Raw genomic sequence first — 22277 nt, 5'->3', positions numbered from 1 at the left:
AGTCTAAACATGTCTGTCCAAAAATAGACAATCGTGCATTATATAAAAAAATAGATGACCTACAGGAACAATTGATGTTTTCGCAACAGCAACAACAAACGCAGCAACAAAAAATAAGCACAATGCAACCCTCTCAAATTAGTCGTTCTGAGAGATTACGGCAATTAACAAGTGAATTAGATGAAGCTTGTGTTAGTGAATATCATCCGTTACTGCGGTTAGTTGATAAATATAATCAATTAGTGTCTGAAGATGTTGTATTATGGCATCAAATACAGGGACGCTTGGTACGGTCGGAGAATGATTGGTCATTTATTGACCAACAAGGAAATCAATATTGTTTAACTACAGAATCAATGAATGGCATTCCAATAGAAGAATTAACAACCGCATATTATTATTCGGCGCGTCAACGTCGGGATACCAAATCGATTATATTAATTCGTCAATTAAATGTTCCAGTTGTGAATGAGTGTGATTCAGTAAAACAAGTACATGAATTAGTAGAACCTATGATGGCTGAAAATTATCAGGTTTTAATTATTTCTTGGTGGGGCGAGACAGTAAAAAATGCCACACAAAAATTAACGCGACTGGGTATTAAAGTTGTATGGTTGGATCCATCAGATGTTAATAATGGTAAAATTGTGCATGAAATGAATAAGACGCAATATGATTTCCAATTAGTTGTTTTGCGTGGTGCACATCATGAAATAGTAACCGCAGCACATCGTTTACGTCGCATGGGACGACGCATAAAAGTTGCTAATAACCCTGGTGTTAGTGCAATGGTGGCATTTGTACAAGAAGCTTTGCAGAACGTTGAGGATGAGGCATAGGTCGCTTTCAATGGGCTGTTTTGAGCTGAATAGGAAGTGATAATGTCCAATTTTTAAAGCGCAATATCGCTTATACGATCGTGCTTTTCAAGAATGATTTATTGATGAAATATATACTTGTTAAGCTTTCTTACGCTGAATGCTAGCATAGTGACGGCAAATAGTATGATGTTTAGGGACTTCCTTTATGAGGTATAGATGGTTGTCAATGGTGGTATACAGCTTTTTAGCCAATGTTTCAATAATAAAAACTTTGGTCGGGTGACCTGTAAAAAAGATATCGTTGTTCATGTTCCATTAGTTCAACTTTTTTTATTTGTTTCGCCCCTTGTAATTAGTCTTTACGCTATTGTGCAGAAAACGGACATTTCTATTTGCCAACTAAGTGGACATTATCACTTTTTATTCAGTGTTTCTTAATTAACGAAAAAAATTAGCTTGCACAATTAAAAAAAAATCAGTATCATAGTTGGAGTATAAAAAGTAAATAACTCGACACCCTATCAAGAGTCAGGGAGGGACTGGACCCCATGATCTGACACCAACTACCGTTAAAGGTGATGTGGTAATTTCTAGTAGATAGGCGCATATCGACTCAAACCCCGACATGCCGCCTATGTGTGGTACTCGGGGTTTATTTATTTTTGATTTTTGTAAAAGTAAAAGGGAGATATTTATGTCAGAAAAGCGTTTATTTACGTCAGAATCAGTTTCAGAAGGACACCCCGATAAAGTATCAGATCAAATTTCAGATGCAATTTTGGATGCTGTCCTAAAGCAAGATCCAGAGGCACGTACAGCGGTAGAAACATCAGTAACAACAGGTTACGTTAATGTTTTTGGTGAAATGTCAACGCGTGCATATGTTAATATTAATGATATTGTGCGTAATACATTAAAGCGTATTGGTTATGATGATCCAGAAGCAGGTTTCTTAGCAGATGACATCCACGTAGGAATTACTTTGGATGAGCAATCACCTGATATTGCTCAAGGTGTCGACTCAGCTATCGAACAACGTGAGGATGGTGGGATTGACCCACTTGACCAAATTGGTGCTGGTGATCAAGGTCTAATGTTTGGTTTTGCAACAAATGAGACTGATGAATATTTACCACTATCAGTTGTGTTGTCACATAAATTGGTAAAAAAGCAAGCCGATATTCGTCGTGCAGGCGTTTTGGATTACTTGTTGCCAGATGCTAAGGCACAAGTGACAGTTGAACTTGATGAAAATGGTGCACCTATTCGTATTGATACAGTTGTGTTATCAACACAACATCGCGCCTCAGTATCCTTAGAACAATTACGTCAAGATGTTCGTCAATACATTATTGACCCCATTCTACCAGCTGACATGGTTGATGATGAGACACGTTACTTCATTAACCCGACTGGTCGCTTCGTAATCGGTGGGCCTAAGGGTGATGCTGGTATGACAGGTCGTAAGATTATCGTTGATACTTATGGTGGTTATGCTCGTCACGGTGGTGGTGCTTTCTCAGGAAAGGATGCTACTAAAGTTGATCGTTCAGCTGCTTATGCAACGCGTCACATTGCCAAGAATATTGTTGCTGCAGGTTTAGCTGAAAAGGTTGAAATTCAAGTTGCCTACGCAATTGGTGTTGCTGCCCCTGTTTCAGTTAATGTTGAGACATTTGGTACAGCAAAGGTTTCTGAAAATGATTTGGTTGCTGCAATTCGTGATTTGTTTGAATTACGTCCAGCAGGGATTATTGACGATTTGGATTTGCGTAAGCCTCGTTACGAAGCAACTGCTGCCTACGGTCACTTTGGTCGTCCAGAATTGGATTTGCCATGGGAGCGCTTGGATAAGGTTGATGAGTTGAAGGATTACTTTAACAAGTAAAAGATAAATAAAAGAACTGTGAAATTTTCACAGTTCTTTTTTTATGAATATAGTAACTTGTCGAAAATTAAACACTTGGCATAGTGGGAAATAGTGCATAAAGAACGAATACAGGCTTTTGGTAATATGTGTTGTGATATAATCAAAGCGATATAAAGCTTTTTAATACGAATTGTATTGATGGATATTTGAGTAGTTTATTAAATTTACATATTGTGGGCAATTACCTAAGGGAGTAGAACTATGGGATCAACCGATTTAGAAAAATTAAATAAGCTTAAAAAAATGTTGGATGAAGGAATAATTACATCGGACGAATTTAGTGAAATGAAGCAAGTGATTATCCAGGATTCAAAATCAGTCCAGCAAGAGACACGGGCAAAATCACGTAAGCAACGAGGTTGGGTGCTGCCAGTAGTGGTTGCTGCTGCAGTGGTTTTGATTGGTGTTGTTGGTGGGTATTTTGGTGCGACTTACATCTCACAGAGAAATGCCGATCAAGAAGTGAGCCAGTCTAGTCATAGATCATTACAAAAGAAAATCGATTCAGTACAAAAAGAAGTAACCGAAAGTAGTGAGGTATCATCAGATCAGCCGCAATCATCATCATCTTCGGAAGCAGCAACGGTATCCGGATGGAATGCTACTAAACAGGCTGAACTATCAAGCTTTATGGCGCAATGGCAGGCAAAAATGCACCAACAATATCAAGGAACTTATGATTCTCAAAGTGTTGAACATTTAGGTATTAAATTTCCTGAACAGATCCAGAATGGTGAACTACAAGGGAGAATTGAACTTAATGGTGCAATAACAAATGTAGTCTGGGATGCTGACGGTAAGACACCAGGTGACTATCAAGCTGTTGCTGTTGCATCAGGCACTATTCCGGGTCAAATGTATCCGACAACTTACTTATTCATGCTAAATCATGGACAACCAATAGTTTATATGACCAAAACAACAAACGGGAATATTTTGAGTTTTACTCCCACGGCAAATACTGAATTGCAGGCAGGATTTGAAAATGTTGTTAATGATTAATACAAAGTAGCAGATTATAAAAAGGGCGGAGCAATTTAATAATGGGCAAGAAAAAAATTATTGGGCTCGTTAGTCTAATTATTGTTGTACTAGTTGTTAGTGTGGGAGTCGGTGCTGCTATTGGTTATAACCATAGATCAAATGTTATTGAGCGAGCAGAAAAAGATGAAAGTAGCGCCAAGAATAATAAGTCACATGAATCTTCAGATAAAACAAATGTGAATAAAAAACAGTCATCATCAGCGGTAACGAGTATACAATCGGTAGCAAATGTTGCTACTGAAAGTTCAAATTTGAATGATTTTGATTCATTGCCTCAAAAAGCACAATTAGCATTGTTGATTAATCATGAGTTTAAAAACTCACCGTATATGAATATACCTTATTGGCCTTATATGGGGACTGCAAATAAGATAGTGATGACTTGGGATGGTAACGGTGGCATTTTGAATATCTCGTTTTTAATTACGGATAATCATGATGGCACATTTACGCTTTCGCAGGTTGAATCTTCTGAAGAAACTTTGGCTTTGAAAAGCTCTAAGAATAGTTATTGGAAAGCAACGGAAACTGTTTCAAAGACAACATTGCTTTCAGAGTATGAGCTTAATAAAACAACAGTTGATTCTGTAGCTAGTTCGATTGATATGTCTAAGTCAGCAGAGGCGTTCACTTATTTACCGGTTGATCAGGACACCATGCCTGCAAATGATACGGATGACGATGACGCCGATGATATTTCAGACGATGAATATTAGTTTTGGGGTAAGTAAGATCTAATTCAATAAATATAAATAAAACGCCATCAACATCCCGAAATATAGGATGTTGATGGCGTTTTTAATCTACAAATCTTGATCGATTCGTGCTCTTGTTAGCGCAATCTTTTCTTGAGCAGCATCATAGTGGCGACTGATATAAGTGTAGAACAAAATATCAACGACATATAATTGTGATAACAGTCCAATTGTTGAGGCAAAGCGTACTTTATCAAATTGCTGCGTCGCAGTTTGTAAAATCACGTGGCTGTTAGTTGCTAGCGGTGTATCTGGATTACTAGTTATAACAATAGTTTTTAGATTCAAATCAAGACTAATTTTTTGAAATTTTAGTGTTTCATACGTATTGCCAGATTCAGAAATAATAATACTAATATCATTATCCGTTGCAATAGCTTGTATGCTGGTAATCATTTGATGAAAATCAGCGTGGTAAATCACCTCAATACCAATGCGTGTAAATTTTTGCTGTAAATCTTGCGCGACTAAAGAGGAGGCCGCAATGCCATAAATAAAAATATGTTGGGCTTGTTCAATTAATTGAGTAGCAGTAAGAAAGTCACTAGCATTATTTTGTTGCGCAATAGTATCAGGAATTAGTTTAAAACGTGCGCTTGTTTTTGCTAGAATGTCATCGACAGATTCGTCTGCAGTGATTTCGCTCAATGAGGGTTGCTTATTGTCGGTAGTTGCTAAGGCAATATCTAAGCGTAGTGCTGGAAAGCCTGCGTAACCTAATTTTTTAGCGAATCGAACCACAGCGGCGCTACTAGTTTGAGTTTTGTTACCAATCTTAGCAGTAGTTGCGTCAAGAAACCATTGTGGATTTTTAAGTAATAAATCCGCAATTTTACGTTCGCTCGCTGTAAAATGTTTTTCAGCCACTAAACGGGCGAATAATGAATTCATATGTTACCCCACTTGATAATTAGTGTACTATGATTTAATCGTTATAATGGTATTACCGATTTGAACATCTTGTGCAGGAACGTCAGTAACAGAAGCAAAATCAGCGCTGTTTGTGACTAGTATTGGTATTACAGTAGCGTAACCAGCTTCCTTAATAACGTTTAAGTCCATGTTTGTAAGGGGATCACCAGCTTTTACAGTTTGACCTGCTTCGACCAAAGTTTCAAATCCTTGTCCTTGCAGACTGACCGTATCTAATCCCATGTGAATTAAGATTTCTTCATTATTATCACCAATAATCCCAATGGCATGCTTAGTTGGGAAGACAGCTTGAATAGTACCAGCAATTGGTGAAACAACATGGCCATCACTTGGCTCGATGGCAACACCTTCACCCATCATACCTGCAGAAAAGACATCATCTGGGACATCAGCAAGCGCAATTAAATGACCATTAACAGGTGCGGTTAATTCAGTTGTAAATGGTTTTGTTTCGGCAACTGCAGGTGTTTCGTTAGTGGCTGCTGGAGCAGTAACTTCCTCAGTAGCTGCTTTCTTCATATCTTTTGGAATTCCAAAGAAGTAAGTACAGATGAAACCACCAACATAACCGGCAGCCAAACCAATTAGGTAGTAAACAACTTTATGGTTAGCAATTAATGGGATTAGTGCCCAACCTGAAGGTCCAACTGCGATGGCACCAACATGGCCAAGCATACCGATAACGGCACCACCGATACCACCACCAATACATGCAGTAATAAATGGACGACCTAGTGGCAAAGTTACGGCATAAATCAAAGGTTCACCAACACCAAGCAAACCAACTGGAAGTGCTCCTTTAATGTTTTGTACTAACTCAGCTTGTTGCTTACTGTGACGGAAGTACAACCAAAGTGCGAATGCAGCACCAACTTGTCCGGCACCAGACATGGCAAGGATTGGCAAAAGTGGTGTGCTACCCATTTGGTTAATCATTTCCAAATGAATTGGAATCAAAATTTGGTGCAAACCAAGCATAACCATTGGTAGGAATAGTGCACCTAATACGAATCCGGCAACTGGACCACCAATGTTTAAAACGACATTGATAAATTGTAACAAACCATCTGAAACGACACCGGCAACTGGCATGATGATATAAATTGTGGCTAAACCAATAGCCAATAAGCTCAAGGTGGGCGTAACAATAATGTCGACAGCATCGGGTACCCATTTATGTAGTCTTTTTTCAACCAATGATAAAATCCAAACGGCGAAAATAACACCGATAATACCACCTTGACCAGCGGCAAGATCTTGACCATTAAACAAATTTTGAATTGGTGTATCAGGTGTTACGCCTGATAACAACGTAACAGCACCCACGGTACCACCTAAGGCAGGGGTAGCACCAAATTCAGAAGCAGCATTGATTCCTGTATAAATAGCTAAGTAAGCAAATAGCCCATTTTTAATGACGTTTAAGACGGTTACAAATTGGGTAATGTTATCACCCGTTAATGTACCAGCTGTTACCAAATTTTGGAAAATTGAAGCAATACCGGCAACAATTCCAGCTCCGACTAGGGCAGGAATCATTGGCACAAAGATATTAGCCAAAGATTTCAAAATGGATTTGAATTTATTAGGTTTATTATACTTTTGTTTTGCTGCAGCCTTATTTTGGTTGGTTTGATTTTGTAAATTTGCATTATCAGGTTGGGTGTTTTGTGCCTGTGGAAAGGTTTCGCCTAATTTAACACCAACTGAATCTACCATGCTTTGCGCAACCTTATTAACCTTACCAGGGCCCACAACAACCTGTAAGGTTTCATCTTCAACGACACCTAGAACGCCCGGAATGGCTTTTAATTTTTCAATATCAGCCTTGTCTTCATCTTTTAGCGTTAAACGAACACGGGTCATACAATGGATCACTTTGTCGACATTTTCTTCACCGCCCACGTTTTTAAAAATATCTTGTCCCATTTGATCATAATTTTCATTTACCATGATGTTATACCCCTTTGATTAGAAAGTTTTATTAATAAAGCCATCAGCTTGCTGTAATTTGGCTGTCGCATCTGCATAGTTTACCCCTGTTAAAATCATAACAATTGCAGGTTTAACGTGTTGTTCAGCAGCCGCAAATGTTTTTGAGGCAACTTCGTATGAACAATCAGTTGCCGTCATGATAATGCCTTTTGAGCGTTCAACTAATTTTTCATTGGTAGGTTGCACATCAACCATGAGGTTTTTGTAAATTTTACCAATACCAATCATAGAAATGGTTGAAATCATGTTAAGGACCATCTTTTGTGCAGTTCCAGACTTTAAACGTGTTGAACCTGTTAAAAATTCAGGGCCGACATTAATTTCAATAGCGGTTTGAGCATGTTGGCTAATAATGGCATTAAGGTTTAATGCTAAACTAACAGTTGCAGCATTGACGCTTTGCGCATAGTCTAAGCCACCAATGACGTATGGTGTTCGACCGCTTGCAGCGATACCAATAACAGTATCTTTGTGATTTAATTGTAAGTTTTGCAAATCACTTGGTCCTAAAGTCAGACTGTCTTCGGCACCCTCTACAGCGTGGATCATGGCTTTTTCACCACCAGCAATTAAACCGACGACTGTTTCGGGACTCACACCAAAAGTAGGGACACACTCGGCAGCATCTAAAACGCCTAAACGACCGCTTGTACCAGCGCCCATATAGATAATACGACCGCCAGCCTTAAGAGAGGCAGTTGTTTTGGCGATTGCCTCCTCGATAGCAGGGAGTGCTTGGGCAACTGCATCTGCAACAGTCTGGTCTTCATTATTCATTAACACAGCAGCCTCATGAATATTAAGGCTATCTAAATTCATGGTATGTTCATTACGTTGTTCGGTTGTTAATTGTTCTAAATTCATCGTATAAAGCTCCTTTTTGTAAGCGTTATCTATTGTACCTTGAATTATAATAGTTATGAAATAAAAGTACAACTAAACGATGTTATATTATATTAATGAAATAACATTTCAAATAAACTGATGTAGCTGGTGCAGGATATAAAGTTTATTTAGGGGGTAAATGCCTTTTATTGGGTGCTTAATATAGTGAAAAAAGATGAAATCGAATAAAATAAGGATTTTCTTTGAGATAAAAGAACGTAAAATGTGTTTAAAAGTTTAAGTTTTTTTAAAGCTTGGATATTTTTTAAAATAAAAATATTCTATATATAAATATGAGTTCGTTTTTTAGTATAGATTTTTACTATTTTTTTGTAATATAAGTGATTGTTTTTATATTATAATAATCTATTTTTTAAAAAATGGTATGCAAATTATAAAAAAATTTGATAAAAACACATAAAAAAAACAATATTTTTATATAAAAGACAACTTGACACGTGGCTACCATTTCCAATATAATTTTAAGTGGTAAAAGAAAAGAAAGCGTTTCCAAACGCGTCGAGTAGGAGAATGTGGAATGTCAGATAATAAAATTACTGCCGGCTTGGCAGCATTGAAGGTTATGGAAGGCTGGGGAGTACCTACAGTTTACGGTGTTCCTTCTGGTACTTTGAGTGGTTTCATGGATGCTATGGGTAATCCTGAAAACAACATTAAGTTTTTGCAAGTTAAGCACGAAGAAGTTGGTGCTATGGCTGCAGTTATGCAATGGAAATTTGGTGGTAAGTTAGGTGTTACTGTTGGTTCTGGTGGACCTGGTGCAACTCACTTGATTAACGGTTTGTACGATGCAGCAATGGATAACATTCCTGTATTGGCAATCTTGGGTTCAAAGCCTGTTCGTGAATTGAACATGGATTCATTCCAAGAATTAAACCAAAACCCAATGTACGATAATATTGCTGTTTACAACCGTCGTGTTGCTACTGCAGAGCAATTGCCACACTTGGTTGACGATGCTATCCGTACTGCTATTGCAAAGCGTGGCGTTGCCGTGCTTGAAGTTCCTGCAGACTTTGGTTTCGCAGAACTTGATGCAGATTCAATTTACTCAACACCTTTGTACTCATCAGGTTTGAAGTTTAAAAACTACAAGTCAGCACCTGTTGAAGCAGAAGACATTGATGAAGCTGCTGAATTGTTGAACGCCGCAAAGCGTCCAGTAATCTACGCTGGTGTTGGTACTATGGGTCACGGATCAGCCGTTCAAGATTTGGCTCGTAAGATCAAGGCACCTATTATCACAACTGGTAAGAACTTTGAAACTTTCGAATGGGACTTTGAAGCCTTCACTGGTTCAACTTTCCGTGTTGGTTGGAAGCCAGCCAACGAAGCCGTTCTTGAAGCAGATACTGTATTGTTTGTGGGAACTAACTTCCCATTCTCAGAAGTTGAGGGAACATTCCGTAACGTTGATAAGTTCATCCAAATCGATAACAACCCTGCAATGCTAGGTAAGCGTCACCAAACTGACGTTGCTATCTTAGGTGATGCTGGTGAAGCAATTGATGCTATCCTTGGTAAGGTTTCAGAAGTTAAGGAATCAACTTGGTGGGATGCTAACGTTAAGAACGTTCAAAACTGGCGTGACTACATGAACAAGTTGGAGCAAAAGACTGAGGGTGACCTACAAGCTTACCAAGTTTACAATGCTATTAACAAGTACGCTGCAGAAGATGCAATCTTCTCAACTGATGTTGGTAACGTTACTCAAATGTCAATTCGTCACTTGCACATGACACCAAAGAACCTATGGCGTACTTCACCATTGTTTGCAACAATGGGAATTGGTTTGCCAGGTGGTATCGGTGCCAAGAACATCTTCCCAGAACGTCAAGTATGGAACTTGATGGGTGATGGTGCCTTCTCAATGACTTACCCAGACGTTGTGACAAACGTACGTTATGACATGCCTGTTATCAACGTTGTCTTCACAAACACTGAGTACGGTTTCATTAAGAACAAGTACGAAGATACTAACACATACAACTTCGGTGTTGACTTCGGTGATGTTGACTACGCTAAGATCGGTGAAGCTCAAGGAGCTGTTGGTCTAACTGTTAGCCGTATCGAAGACATCGATCGCGTTATGAAGGAAGCTGTTGAATACTACAACCAAGGTCGTGTTGTGGTTATCGATGCTAAGATCACTAAGGATCGTCCAATTCCAGTTGAAACTTTGAAGCTTGACACTAACTTGTACAGCGAAGATGTTGTTAACGCATATAAGGAAAAGTATGAAGCACAAGAATTGGTACCATTCCGCGAGTTCCTTGAAGCTGAAGGCTTGACTTCAAAGTACATTAAGGAAGAAAACGGTAACAAGTTTAGCTTCTAATTAAAGTAAGTGAACCTGAAAGGATAAAAGTAAAATTTTATCCTTTTTGGAACACGTTTAAGGCCATCAATCTACCACATTAAAATGGTTAGATTGATGGCCTTTTTAATTTAAATGCTGATTAGCTATCACTTGAATTTTATAATAAGCGGAACCAAAAAAGGATTATGAATGTTTTGTTTTAATTCACAATTAATTCGAAAGTTTATTGTAAAAGCGCTAATTAATTATATACTAATTATATAGGGAAATGACGCCTGCTATGGTCGTCATTGCGCTATTAAAGGGTGAAATCCTTTATTATATTGACTAGTTTAACAATGATAGAATTTTTTAAGTTTTGAGATGAATATTGTTAACAAATTATTTTTAAATACAATTAAAATTTATTTATATTCAAGAAAGGTTGTGTCAAATGAAATTTGTAATCGCACCAGACTCATTTAAAGGAAGCCTTACTGCAAAAGAAGCGGCCGATGCTATTGAAGTTGGCGTTAGAAGAGTTTTTGCTGATGCTGAAATTGATAAAGTGCCAATGGCTGATGGTGGTGAAGGGACTGTCCAAGCATTGACTGATGCGACAGACGGTCAATTGGTAACGAAGCAAGTTATCGGGCCACTAGACACGCAAGTTAGTGCAACTTATGGCTTACTAGGTGATGGTGAAACAGCAGTTATTGAAATGTCAGCAGCAAGTGGTATTCAATTTATTGATGAGCAGACGCAAAACCCATTAATTGCAACGACTTATGGGACTGGTCAATTGATTATTGATGCAATTAATCATGGTGTTAATAAAATTATTCTGGGACTCGGTGGTTCAGCTACCAATGATGGTGGTGCTGGTATGGCACAAGCGATTGGTGTAAAACTATTTGATGATAATAATAATGAACTAGCATATGGTGGTGGTGAACTTGGAAAGTTAGCCAAAATTGATATGAGCAATGTTGATGAGCGTATTAAAAACACGGCATTTTTAATTGCTTCAGACGTTACGAATCCATTAACTGGTACTAATGGTGCTAGTGCAGTCTTTGGTCCACAAAAGGGTGCGACTGAAGAGATGGTTGCTAGTTTAGATGAAAGTTTACATCATTATGCACAAATTATTAACCGTGATTTGGATATTGATATCGAACAAGCAGCGGGAAGTGGTGCTGCTGGTGGACTTGGCGCTGGTTTACTAGCCTTTACTGGTGCTCAAATACAAAAAGGTATCGATATTGTGGTTGCATACAGTAAATTAGAAAGTCGGCTTGAAAATGCGGATGTTGTCATAACTGGTGAAGGTAGTATGGATTTTCAGACAAAATATGGTAAAACGCCGTATGGTGTGGCATTAGCTGCGAAGAAAATTGCACCCCATGCACCAGTGATTGGTTTTGTCGGTAAAATTGGTAAGCGGATTGAAGAATTATATGAGACGGGTGTTATTGATGCTATTTTTGCGGCGCCTTCAAGTGCGAAATCACTAGAAGAAGCAATAATGGATAGTGCTAAAGATTTGTCGTTATTAGCTGAAAATATCGCCCGTTTGATGATTAGTTTAGATAAAAAGTAGTATTGGAGATATAGGGTGAATAAAAAAGTTTTTCGTGATGCTTTACCGTATTATGTGGCAAGTTTAGCATTGCACGTTATTGGAATAGTGTTGTTAATTATTGCGACGATACACGAACCTAAATTTTTAGGAATTGGATTAATTGCTTATACATTAGGTTTGCGACATGCATTTGATGCTGATCATATTACTGCGATTGATAATACTGTTCGTAAATTGGTTCAAGAAAACAAGACCTCTGCAGGTGTAGGTTTTTTCTTCTCGCTTGGGCATTCAACAGTTGTGTTTATTATGGCGTTAATTGTTGGCTTTGCAGTGCGCTTTGCTAAATTGAATTTGCCGATTTTACAAGAAATTGGTGGCAAAATTGGGGCATCGGTTTCTGGTATATTTTTAATTATTATTGCACTGATAAATGGCGTGATTCTAATTAATATTTGGTCACAGTATCGTCAAATGAAGGCGGGAACCTTTGATCAAGAACGTTTTGATAAGTTATTAATGTCACGGGGATTTTTATCAAAATTTTTAGGCCCTATTTTTAAATTCATTAGTCATTCTTGGCAGATGTATCCGGTTGGCTTTTTATTTGGGTTAGGCTTTGATACAGCTTCAGAAATTGCGCTAATTGCACTGTCTGCAGGTACGGCTACGCAGAGCGCATCAATTTGGGGTATTTTAGCATTACCAATTTTATTTGCTTCTGGTATGAATGTGATGGATACAACAGATTCAGTTATGATGTCAGGGGCATATTCATGGGCTTTTGAAACGCCGATGCGAAAGATTTATTACAATCTTACAGTGACGCTAGTTTCAGTTATTGCAGCCCTTTTGATTGGGGTTGTTGAATTGTTACAGGTATCAACCAGTGGGTTAAATGTTCAAGGTGGTTTCTTATCATGGGTCCAAAACCTTGATTTCAATTGGCTAGGTTATGGTTTGATTGTGTTATTCGTGATGGTTTGGTTGATTGCGTATGGTGGTTGGCGTTTTATTAATAAAAGGGGTGCCCACTAGGCGATAAGCAAATGTGAGTAATTACTGTATATTATGGGGGATAATATAGATATGTTTAACGGAAAGATTTTGAGTGGTATTCAAAAGATTCCGGGTGGCATGATGGTTATACCATTGTGCTTGGGAGTGTTAGTGAATTCGTTTTTCCAAAATTTTTAACCATTGGTTCTTTTACGACAGCTGTATTTAAAGATGGTGCTTTAGTATTTTTGGGTTTGTTTATCTTATGTACGAGTGCTCAAATTCAAATAAAAACCATTGGGAAAACCATTAAAATTGGTGGTACGCTGTTACTTCTGAAATTTATTTTGGGGTCAGTGATTGGGTTGTTAGTAGCCCATTTTTGGGGTTATGCTGGTTTACTTGGTATTTCACCATTGGCGCTACTGGCAGCAATGAGTAATGCTAATGTGGGCGTATATGCTTCTTTAGCTGAAGAATTTGGGACCCAAGACGAAGTTAATGCAACATCAATTGTGGCGATTAACGAAGGACCGTTAATGGTATTTTTAGCACTTGGAGCTAGTGGTTTAGCTAGTATACCCATGATGCAGTTTGTGGCGATTTGTACACCCATTTTAGTTGGTTTGATTTTAGGTAATCTTGATGCTGATTTTAGAACTTTCTTAGCTAAAGGACAGCAACTATTAGTCCCTTTTTTTGCTTTCCCATTAGGAACGGCATTGGATTTGGGCGATTTATTTAAAGGGGGTGTTGGCGGTATAATTATTGGTTTATTGAACATTCTTATTACAGGTGGTATTTCGTTTTTGATTTGTCGACAGTTGTTTAAAAAACATTTACCTAATAATGTGATGGGCTGATTTATTGGTACAACGGCTGGTAATGCTGTTGCGACACCAGCAATCGTTGCACAATTAGATAAAAGTTGGGCACCATATGTTAGTCAGGCAACTGCACAAGTAGCAACGTCGGTGATTATAACGGCATTGTTAATACCATTTATTGCAGCGCATTTCAAAAAGACTAGGAGATAATATATTATGGAAATTTCTTTGCCGTATGGAAAAGGTAAGTTAACGGGTGAAGTTCCTTCAAGTCGACTACAGGGTACAATTGCAGCCGATGCTGATGCAGTTCTTGCAAAAAGTTATGAACTTTCAGAAAAGGAGATCGTGGACAATTCGTTGGCAAATCCAATTGATTCAAAGCATTTGTCTGAATTAGTAGTAGGTAAGCAAAATATTGTCGTGATTAGTTCTGATCACACACGACCAGTACCGTCGAAGCGTATTATGCCTAATATTATTGCGGAAATTAAGAAAGGTAATCCTGATGCAGAGATTACCATTCTAGTTGCAACAGGAACTCACCGATTGACAACACATGATGAATTGGTTGATAAGTACGGTGAAGATATTGTTAACAATATTAACATCGTTGTTCATGACAGTGATGATACTGAAAACATGATTAATGTTGGAACGTTACCATCTGGTGCTGATTGTGAAATTAATCGTGTTGCTGCTGAAGCTGATGTTTTAGTTGCTGAAGGATTTATTGAGCCGCACTTCTTTGCCGGTTATTCTGGTGGTCGTAAAGCAGTATTTCCTGGGATTGCATCAAGAAAGTCAGTTGTGGGTAATCACAACGGCCAATTCATTGATTCAAAGCACTCAAGAACGGGGATGTTAATGCATAACCCAATTCATAAGGATATGCTAGAAGCAGCCCGTTTGTCTAAATTACAATTCATCGTAAATGTTGTTTTGGATCATGATAAGCGTATTGTTGGTTCATTTGCTGGAAATTCAGAGACTGCGCATATTGCAGGTACAAAGTTCGTTGACAGCATTATGGAAGCTAAGCCACTTTACACAGACATTACAATTACAAGTAATGGTGGGTATCCATTAGATCAAAATATTTATCAAACTGTTAAAGGTATGACGGGAGCTGAAGCAACGAATATAGAGGATGGTGTTATTATCATCGCTAGTCGTTTGTCTGATGGTACCGGTGGTGAAAAGTTCTATCGTCAATTTAAGGATTGCGAAAAGATTTCTGATATCTACGAAAATGCTGTTAAAATGCCTGCATTACATACTGAACAAGATCAATGGCAAGCACAAATCTTAGCACGTGTTATGATGAAGCACCATGTCATTATCATTAGTGATGAGTCGAATAAGCAAATCATTGAAGATATGAAGATGACTTTTGCTAGCTCAATTGAAGAAGCCTTGACAATTGCTGATGGTATTGTTGGCGCAGATTCATCGATTGCTGTTTTGCCTGATGGTGTTTCAACGATCATCAAAGCATAAAGGTATATAATATTACTTAGTAGGATGTATATGTTATTTTAGGAGGATAATTATGATTAGTACAACAACTGCAACAAAAGATTTAGAGAAAAAAGAAGCCGTTTTGCAAGACACTTTGGGTGGGTATAACCGTGTGATCGTTGCCTTTTCTGGTGGTATCGATAGTACTTTAGTTCTAAAGGAAGCTTTGAATGTTTTAGGTAAGGAAAACGTTTTAGCCGTTGTTGCTAATTCAGAATTGTTTACTGATGAAGAATTTGACAAAGCAGTTTCATTGGCTAAGGACTTAGATGCAACTGTTATGGGAACAGACTTAGCTTACTTAACGAATGATGAAATTGCTAACAACACATCAAAGTCATGGTACTACCAAAAGCAAATGTTCTTTAACCGCTTGGAAGACATTCGTCGCGACAAAGGCTTTGACGTTGTGTTAGATGGTACTATCATGGATGATAATGATGATTACCGTCCAGGTTTGGTTGCTAAGAAAGAAGCTGGCGTTGTTAGCCCATTGCAAACTGCTGATTTATACAAGACAGATGTACGTTTGCTTGCTAAGAAGGTTGGCTTGAGTAACTGGAACAAGGTTGCTAGCTGCTCAGTTTCATCACGTTTCCCATACAACACGAAGATTGATCTTGATAGCATTGCTGAAGTTATGAATTCAGAAAAATTCTTGCGCTCATTGGGCTGCTCAAATGCACGTGTTCGTTTCCATGGGGATGTCGCACGTATCGAAGTACCAAAGGACGAAATTCAATTTGTCTTTGAAAACAAAGATGTTATTGATGAAAAGCTAACATCATTTGGTTTCAAGTTTGTTTCTGTTGATTTAGCGGGATTCCGTAGTGGTCGTATGAACACTACTTTGACAGCAGAAGAATTAGCAGTAAGTAACGGATAATTCTAATAAACGATTATAAAGAGCTGTTCTTTTCATGATAATTAAACTATCTAGAAAAACAGCTCTTTTATTTTTATCATGGATTTAGAGAAGGGATTAGAAAGTTGAAGTTTGTAGATATTGGTTCAGCGAAGGTTGATGTTGATCGCGCACAGCGAAAAGGTTTTTCAGAAGTTGTCTATGGTAGTGGTAAAACAGCTGAACAAATCGAAAAAATTGTCAATGTGCTATTGGATAAAAATGGTAATGCATTAGTTACGCGAGTTAATGAAGAAAAATATGCATATTTGCAGGCGCGCATTGCAGATCTTCGTTATGATGAAGAAAGCCAGGTTCTGTCAGTTGGTAAGCCAAATCCAAAGTTAGAACTTGGGCTAGTCTACGTTGTTTGTGCGGGAACTTCAGATCTGCCAATTGCGAAAGAAGCGGTGCAAGTAGCTGAATGGATGGGCGTTAACGTCAAGTATCTGTGGGATGTTGGTGTTGCCGGGTTGAATCGCTTGCTATATTACACTGAAGAGTTGCGTGAAGCGGATGTGATTATTGCCGTTGCTGGTATGGAAGGTTCAATGCCGACAGTATTGGCTGGGTTGGTTGATGCACCGGTTATTGCTGTACCAACGTCTATTGGTTATGGTGCTAATTTGCAGGGAATTACGACAATGTTATCAATGTTAACGTCATGCAGTTCAGGTATTACCGTAACTAATATTGATAACGGGTTTGGCGCTGCATATCAGGCAAGTTTAATGATCCGTAGAATGAATAAATTGGGAGGACAACATGGCTAAAAGTTTGTTTCTAGATTGCGGTTATGGCATCTCTGGTGATATGTTTCTATCTGCATTATGTGGTTTGGGTGTTGATATTGATGACGTACATGACGCATTGCGTCAGGTTATCCCAGAAGAATTTGATCTATCCATTGAACAGGTTAATCAGCATGGTATTACGGCGAATCATTTAAAATTACATTTTCATGATGAGGCGTTAAATAATATTGATAGTGGTGTACATTATCACACGCATAGTCATACTCACGAACACGAACACGAACACGAACACGAACACGAACACGAACACGAACACGAGCATGCACAGGGTCATACGCACAGTCATGCACACTATGCCGCCATTAAGGCGAATATTGAAAAAAGTGGCTTATCTGATACTGTTAAGAAGCTAAGTTTGCAATTGTTTGAGACGATTGCACAAGCGGAAAGTAAAATTCATGGTATTCCGGTATCTGATATTGCATTCCATGAAGTTGGAGCCGTTGATTCGTTAGTTGATATTATCGGTGGGTGTGTTGCGTTAGATAAATTGGGTGTCACTGAAATTATCGCTACGCCGGTTGCAACAGGAGCTGGTAAAGTAAAGGTAGCGCATGGCCTATATCCAGTGCCCGCACCTGCAACGCTAGAAATTTTGCAGGGTGTACCGCTACAAGATTTTGATATTGCGAGTGAGTTAACAACGCCAACAGGAGCAGCAATCATTAAGACGTTTGCAACATCATTTGCGAATAATCTACAGGGTACTGTGCTTAAAACCAGTTACGGGGCTGGTACCAAGCAATTTGATCATCCTAACGTGTTACGTGCTGTGTTGGTTGAATCAGCTACACAAGTTGATAAAACAGTTAACCAAATTTGCGAATTAAATTGTGAATTAGATGATATAACTGGCGAAAGCTTAGGCGATTTCATTCAAAGTGTTATGGATGATGGTGCCCTAGATATGTACTACACACCTGTTGTCATGAAGAAAAATCGTCCGGCCTATCAAATTACCTTATTGTGTAAAGTGCAAGATGCTGATCACTTTAAGAAGCGCTTATTGCTTGAAACAACGACATTTGGAGTGCGTGCAACGCTAAAGGAACGCGCTATTTTAACGCGTGAGTATACAGAAATCCCATTAAATAAAGGTATGTTAAAAGTTAAGAAGGGTTACTATGAAGGTGAACTTGTAAAGGTAACACCTGAATATGAATCAATTCATGAATTGGCGAAAGCTAATGAGGTATCATATAACCAAATGTACAATCGTGCGCTCGGTGCCATTCAAATTGCCTTTGATATTTAATCGTAGCAGTCATGTATAATGATAATTGAAGGACTTGTAAATCTATTGATGGTTATTTGATGGGTTGCGGGTCTTTTAATTATGCAATATTTCGGTATTATATAGTGAGATTGGTTTGGCGTAATGTTGTATTTAGGGAGAATTTATGAATAATCGTTATTTAAAGCAAACCACATTTATGATGGTGCTGTTACTGGTTTACAATTATACCGCTTCGGTCGGCATTGGATATATCAATAAATATTTGCCGCCAGCTTATCAACTTGATACATCGGGTATATCGGCATTGCTGAATGATTTAAAATCAAACGGGCTACAATATGGCATGTCGATGATTGGTTATTTTTTGGTGTATTTAATTTTCGTCATCTTGTTGATTACAGTTGTTTTACATCATTATCATCAGTTACATATAAAAGCATGGCTGCGTAATATTCATCGTGGTAAAGTATATGTTTGGCTATTTATTTTATTGCTAATATTATTACCACTAAATCAATTTGGTATGAAGGTGCCGGTGATTAATCACATACCGATTCCGGCAACTTTCATTAGTATGATTAGTGGTACGTGGATAAAGCTGTTTGCAGGTGTTGTTTATCTTGGTATGTTGTTAATTGTGTTTAGACTAAAGGACACAACGTATTATCTAATTGTTGCTGATGAAAAATTGAAGCAGGCTATTAAGAAAAGCTGGTATAAAAATAAACACCAATTGTTGGGCAATGCCACGTTGATATTATGGTTGATTGGTCAGTTGTTGCTAACTGTTGGGATTTTGATGGTCTTGCAATATTGTATTGATTACGTCGGTAATTTAGATATTAGTATTGCGGCAGCTAATATATTCATTGCCTGTTTAACGGGGATATTATATTTTGTTACTGCGCAGTGGTTATTAATGTTTACGACGTCGTTAACGATACGTATTGATCAAAAACCCAGCGTAAGTATGCAATTGTTAGCAGTTGTCGCTATGATAGCGACAGGAGGATTGTCGTTGAGCCTAGCAAATCGGTTTATGCAAAAACCGGCCACATCACAACTTGTAATGGCTCACATGGGGGTTACCTCTGATCGTGACGTCCAGAATGCTATCGAAAATCTGCGTAAAGTTAGTGCCACCAAACCGGATTATGTTGAAATTGATATTCAACACACCAAGGATGGGGTTTATGTTTTGAGTCATGATGCGACAATTAAAGCAACAAATGGCAAAAAATATAAAATCAGCCAGACGAATTGGGAACAATTACAAAAAGTGACATATCAATCAAATGGTAAGAAGATTAAAGTATCTAATTTTGGCGACTATTTGAATGAGGCTAATCGATTGAATCAACGATTATTAGTTGAATTGAAAATTAATTCATCGATTAGTAACCAAGAATTAAAAGATTTTATGCATCAATATGGATCGGCTATGCAAAAAAATGGCGCACAGCTACAGTCATTAAATCAAAATGCTTTAAAGCGGTTGGCAGGCTATACTGATATTACGAGTGGCTTGCTTTCACCGTTAAATAATACAATAAATCGGGATAAAACAAATCAATTTTATGCGCTAGAGTATTCTAGTGTTGAACCTAAAACAAGCCAACAAGCACATCAAGTGGATAAAAAATTATATGCTTGGACGGTGGATGGCCATACCGATATTATGACTATGTATGCGTATGGTGTAGATGGATTTATTACAAATGAACCTAAAGAAACACGGGCATATCTAAAAAGAATTATACAACGCCCAAATTATGCGTTGGTAATTTGGCATAGCATGTTATTTGCAAAAACGGATTTTTAACTAAAAAGGTCGTTGGGACATCTTCTTTTGTCCCAACGACTCTTTTAGTATATAAATGCAATCAATTTTAAGCTTTGTGAGCATTTCCAAAAACGCTAATGCGGTCAGTTAATGCAGATTCGATACCTTGGACGCCCGTTGCAAGTAACTTACGTGGGTCATAATTCTTTCCTTCTAAGTCGTGATCCGCTAAAATGAATTCACGCAGTGCTTCGTGGAAGGCGAGTTGTGCTTCTGAGTTAACGTTTACCTTTGAAACTCCCATTGAGATGGCGGTTTTAATTTGATTATCTGGAATACCAGAACCACCATGCAAAACGATTGGCACTTTGTGTCCAGCAGCCTCATCAACAGCAGTTGTGACGTTTTGAAGATGGTCTAGATGCAGACCGGTCCAATCGTCGGGATAAGGACCATGAATGTTACCAATACCAGCAGCTAAAAAGTCGATGCCGGTATTAACCATGGCAACAGCATCTTTAATGGGTGCAATTTCACCATCCCCAATAATGCCGTCCTCTTCACCACCGATAGTACCAACTTCAGCTTCAACAGAAATGCCCTTAGCATGCGCAAGTTTCACGATTTCTTGTGTTTTGGCAAGGTTTTCGTCGATTGGTAAATCTGAACCATCAAACATAATTGAGGTAAAACCGGCTGCGATAGCTGATTTGGCAGCTTCATAGTTACCGTGATCAAGGTGAATGGCAATTGGCACAGTAATGTTTAGTTCATCATGCAAATCGTGAACGAGGTCCACGACAGTTTTAAAGCCACCCATATATTTAATGGCTCCCATCGAAGCAGCGACCATCGTTGGTGCTTGCTGTTCTTGGGCCACTCTTAAGATGGCTTCCGTCCATTCTAGATTGTTTGTGTTAAATGCACCAATGGCATAGCCATTCTGACGAGCATTGTTAATCATGCTTTTTCCTGAAACGATAGTCATTATTGTTCCCAACTTTCTTTTTTAAATTCATCTGTAGCGTGACGAAGTTTGTGCTGCGCTTTTTCATTAGCATGAATAATGTCCGTGCGTAATGAATCTTCGTTTGATTGCGCGATGCTAATTAAAAAAGGTACTAAATCTTCAGTCCAAACTAAGCGAGGATCATAGCCATATTGTAGCCAAAAGCTATCAAGTTTTTTATCATCCCAATCGCTTGCGCCATGGTAAGGGCGATCATCAAGTAACATACTAGATGGCATTTTAACGAGATCTTTTTTATGCGTTAAAATAACTTTTTTATAAAATGGACTATTTTCATCATTGCCAAAATATTCGGTTAGCCAGTTAATTTTATCTTGCCAAGAACTGGGGTTTTCCCAAGGAGCTGTTGATAAAATATAAAGATCATAATAATTAGCTAATTTAAAAATGCCGTCGACGGCACCTGGCAGTGGCTTTAAATCACGGAAAATACCAGGAATTTGATCTGGTTTATTAACGTGATATTTTTTAATGTTTTCACTCTCCGCATTTAGGATGGGAAGCGTGTTAACTAATGTATTGTCCATATCGATAAATAATTTTTTGATAATGCCCCTCTTTTCTATGCTTTACGTCATAACATTATTCAGGAATAGTATACCGCTAAAAAGGTGGCTTATCAAGATTAAAATGAAAATGGTATAGTTTTTATTAGGGGGCTGATGGTCGTTTTTAGGGGCTTTGTGATAACTTTAACGATAGCGACTAACAGACAACTAGTTATATTACAGCTATTGTATTATTGATGATATACGATAAATTGGTATAGTTTGTTTTACGTTGCACACTTTATTAGCGTATAATGGTAAATTGACGATGTAGTAATAATTAACATATAGATGTACTTATATGTGATAATAGATATAGTAAGGAATAGGTTATTAGAGGAGTGA

Annotated in this window: 17 protein-coding genes, 1 pseudogene and 1 riboswitch; of the genes and pseudogenes, 13 read left to right on the top strand and 5 right to left on the bottom strand. The window is 38.1% G+C overall.

Annotation, left to right across the window (positions count from 1 at the left end; translation table 11 throughout):
- Nucleotides 1–74 precede the first annotated feature (74 nt).
- The 4 genes from FFM61_RS02465 (at nucleotide 75) to FFM61_RS02450 (ending at nucleotide 4511) form a co-directional block, all read left to right on the top strand.
- Entirely contained in the window at nucleotides 75–839 is a 765-nt protein-coding gene (locus FFM61_RS02465; protein WP_074427073.1) for a hypothetical protein, read from the top strand.
- 497 nt (nucleotides 840–1336) lie between these two features.
- Nucleotides 1337–1425, top strand: a riboswitch (SAM riboswitch).
- 90 nt (nucleotides 1426–1515) lie between these two features.
- Nucleotides 1516–2709, top strand: coding sequence for a methionine adenosyltransferase (gene metK / locus FFM61_RS02460; protein WP_074427075.1), 1194 nt, complete (start codon nucleotides 1516–1518; stop codon nucleotides 2707–2709).
- Nucleotides 2710–2952: 243 nt separating this feature from the next.
- Nucleotides 2953–3753 (top strand): DUF4767 domain-containing protein, encoded by an 801-nt coding sequence (locus FFM61_RS02455; RefSeq protein ID WP_074427076.1) that lies wholly within the window; start codon nucleotides 2953–2955, stop codon nucleotides 3751–3753.
- 41 nt (nucleotides 3754–3794) lie between these two features.
- Nucleotides 3795–4511: a hypothetical protein gene (locus FFM61_RS02450; RefSeq protein WP_074427077.1), complete on the top strand. Its 717-nt coding sequence runs from the start codon at nucleotides 3795–3797 to the stop codon at nucleotides 4509–4511.
- Between the two features lie 87 nt (nucleotides 4512–4598).
- Here FFM61_RS02450 and FFM61_RS02445 read toward each other — a convergent pair whose 3' ends face one another.
- Genes FFM61_RS02445 through murQ form a run of 3 tightly spaced genes read right to left on the bottom strand, consistent with a single transcriptional unit; the run spans nucleotide 4599 to nucleotide 8342 of the window.
- A complete protein-coding gene (locus FFM61_RS02445; RefSeq protein WP_074427078.1) occupies nucleotides 4599–5441 on the bottom strand; it encodes a MurR/RpiR family transcriptional regulator in 843 nt (280 codons plus the stop codon).
- A gap of 27 nt (nucleotides 5442–5468) precedes the next feature.
- Nucleotides 5469–7436, bottom strand: a complete 1968-nt coding sequence (locus FFM61_RS02440) for a glucose PTS transporter subunit IIA (RefSeq protein WP_074427079.1) — start codon at nucleotides 7434–7436, stop codon at nucleotides 5469–5471.
- 18 nt (nucleotides 7437–7454) lie between these two features.
- Nucleotides 7455–8342 carry an N-acetylmuramic acid 6-phosphate etherase gene (murQ, locus tag FFM61_RS02435; RefSeq protein ID WP_074427080.1) on the bottom strand — a complete coding sequence of 296 codons (888 nt, stop codon included), beginning with the start codon at nucleotides 8340–8342 and terminating at the stop codon, nucleotides 7455–7457.
- A 559-nt stretch (nucleotides 8343–8901) separates the two neighbouring features.
- On the opposite strand from murQ, the gene spxB reads away from it, so the two are divergent.
- The 9 genes and pseudogenes from spxB (at nucleotide 8902) to FFM61_RS02380 (ending at nucleotide 20393) form a co-directional block, all read left to right on the top strand.
- The gene (gene spxB, locus FFM61_RS02430; protein ID WP_074427081.1) at nucleotides 8902–10722 is read left to right on the top strand and encodes a pyruvate oxidase; all 1821 of its coding nucleotides are present in this window, start codon (nucleotides 8902–8904) and stop codon (nucleotides 10720–10722) included.
- A 415-nt stretch (nucleotides 10723–11137) separates the two neighbouring features.
- Nucleotides 11138–12286, top strand: a complete 1149-nt coding sequence (locus FFM61_RS02425) for a glycerate kinase family protein (protein ID WP_074427082.1) — start codon at nucleotides 11138–11140, stop codon at nucleotides 12284–12286.
- 15 nt (nucleotides 12287–12301) lie between these two features.
- The gene (locus tag FFM61_RS02420) at nucleotides 12302–13306 is read left to right on the top strand and encodes a HoxN/HupN/NixA family nickel/cobalt transporter (RefSeq protein ID WP_074427083.1); all 1005 of its coding nucleotides are present in this window, start codon (nucleotides 12302–12304) and stop codon (nucleotides 13304–13306) included.
- A gap of 33 nt (nucleotides 13307–13339) precedes the next feature.
- A pseudogene (locus FFM61_RS02410) lies at nucleotides 13340–14304 on the top strand (2-keto-3-deoxygluconate permease).
- Nucleotides 14305–14307: 3 nt separating this feature from the next.
- Nucleotides 14308–15594 (top strand): nickel-dependent lactate racemase, encoded by a 1287-nt coding sequence (gene larA, locus FFM61_RS02400; RefSeq protein WP_074427084.1) that lies wholly within the window; start codon nucleotides 14308–14310, stop codon nucleotides 15592–15594.
- Nucleotides 15595–15646: 52 nt separating this feature from the next.
- Entirely contained in the window at nucleotides 15647–16501 is an 855-nt protein-coding gene (gene larE, locus FFM61_RS02395; protein ID WP_074427085.1) for an ATP-dependent sacrificial sulfur transferase LarE, read from the top strand.
- 104 nt (nucleotides 16502–16605) lie between these two features.
- Nucleotides 16606–17292 carry a nickel pincer cofactor biosynthesis protein LarB gene (gene larB, locus FFM61_RS02390; protein ID WP_074427086.1) on the top strand — a complete coding sequence of 229 codons (687 nt, stop codon included), beginning with the start codon at nucleotides 16606–16608 and terminating at the stop codon, nucleotides 17290–17292.
- Nucleotides 17285–18589: a nickel pincer cofactor biosynthesis protein LarC gene (gene larC / locus FFM61_RS02385; RefSeq protein WP_074427087.1), complete on the top strand. Its 1305-nt coding sequence runs from the start codon at nucleotides 17285–17287 to the stop codon at nucleotides 18587–18589. Before larB ends, larC begins: the two co-directional genes overlap by 8 nt.
- Nucleotides 18590–18734: 145 nt before the next feature.
- On the top strand, nucleotides 18735–20393 hold the full coding sequence (locus tag FFM61_RS02380; protein ID WP_074427088.1) for a glycerophosphodiester phosphodiesterase family protein: 1659 nt from the start codon (nucleotides 18735–18737) through the stop codon (nucleotides 20391–20393).
- A gap of 67 nt (nucleotides 20394–20460) precedes the next feature.
- Here the strand turns inward: FFM61_RS02380 and fba are convergent, their stop codons facing one another.
- Both fba and FFM61_RS02370 read right to left on the bottom strand, forming a co-directional pair.
- A complete protein-coding gene (fba, locus tag FFM61_RS02375; protein ID WP_074427089.1) occupies nucleotides 20461–21342 on the bottom strand; it encodes a class II fructose-1,6-bisphosphate aldolase in 882 nt (293 codons plus the stop codon).
- Entirely contained in the window at nucleotides 21342–21911 is a 570-nt protein-coding gene (locus FFM61_RS02370; protein ID WP_074427090.1) for a 5' nucleotidase, NT5C type, read from the bottom strand. The genes fba and FFM61_RS02370 overlap by 1 nt, the downstream gene beginning before the upstream one ends.
- Nucleotides 21912–22277: the final 366 nt, after the last annotated feature.

This window comes from Weissella hellenica (assembly GCF_005405545.1).
GTDB lineage: Bacteria > Bacillota > Bacilli > Lactobacillales > Lactobacillaceae > Weissella > Weissella hellenica.
This window is presented reverse-complemented; position numbering and strand designations above follow the sequence as displayed.